The sequence below is a fragment of the Novosphingobium sp. B-7 genome, assembly GCF_000410615.1.
GTDB lineage: Bacteria > Pseudomonadota > Alphaproteobacteria > Sphingomonadales > Sphingomonadaceae > Novosphingobium > Novosphingobium capsulatum.
On sequence record NZ_APCQ01000716.1, the window covers coordinates 1 to 917 of the forward strand.

General features: G+C 69.6%; 2 protein-coding genes. Both read right to left on the reverse strand.

What is annotated here, in order from left to right; genetic code table 11:
* The coding region (locus H926_RS0107705; RefSeq protein ID WP_022675780.1) for an alcohol dehydrogenase catalytic domain-containing protein at window positions 1-409 on the reverse strand (409 nt) is incomplete at its 3' end.
* A gap of 23 nt (window positions 410-432) precedes the next feature.
* Window positions 433-917: aldehyde dehydrogenase (locus tag H926_RS0107710; RefSeq protein ID WP_022675781.1), on the reverse strand; the 485-nt coding region annotated here is incomplete at its 5' end.

Sequence of the window (917 nt, forward strand, 5' to 3'; positions counted from 1 at the left end):
GGCCAAAGAACACCGCCGTCACCGCGCTGCCATCGCGGCTGATCGGGCTGGTGCCATCGGGCCGCACCCCGGCATAGTTGCGCGGCACGAACTCGCGGCAATAGCTGGGCAGATGCTCGGCGCAGCGCGGGCAGTGACCGCAGCTGGAAAAGCCCAGCACCACCGTGTCGCCGGGCGCCAGGTCGGTCACCGCGCTGCCCACCGCCTCCACCACGCCGGCGCCTTCATGGCCCAGCACGGCCGGCAGCGGCAGCGGCACGAACTGATCGCGAAAGACCAGGTCGGTATGGCACAGCCCCACCCCGGCAATGCGCACCAGCACCTCGTTGGCCTGGGGCGCGCCCAGGTCCACCGTTTCCACGCTGAAATCGCTGTGCGGCGCCACGGCCAGGGCTGCGGTGATCTTCATCGGCATCGTCCTTTCGCGGCGCCTTACAGCGCCATGATCACGGATTTGGGTTCGAGATAGGCGTCCAGCACTTCGCTGCCGTTTTCGCGGCCGATGCCCGATGCCTTCATCCCGCCAAAGGGAAAGGCGGGATCGGCCACCAGGATGCAGTTGGCAAAGACCGTGCCGGCCTCCAGCCGCGCCGCGGCATGGTGCGCGGTGGCATGGTCGCGCGTCCACACATGCGCGGCCAGGCCATAGGCGCTGTCGTTGGACAGCGCGATCACCTCGTCCAGGTCGTCGAACGCGGTCACTGCCAAGACCGGGCCAAACACCTCTTCGCGCGCCACCTCGGCATCGGGTGGCACATCGCGCAGCACTGTCGGCGCCAGGAAATGCCCGGTTTCCGGCAGCGTCACGCGGCGTTCCACCGCGGCAATGCCGGCGTCCCGTGCGCGCGCGACAAAGCCGGCCACGCGCGCCTGCTGCCGCGCGCTCACCAGCGGGCCAAGCTGGCTCTCGCGATCGG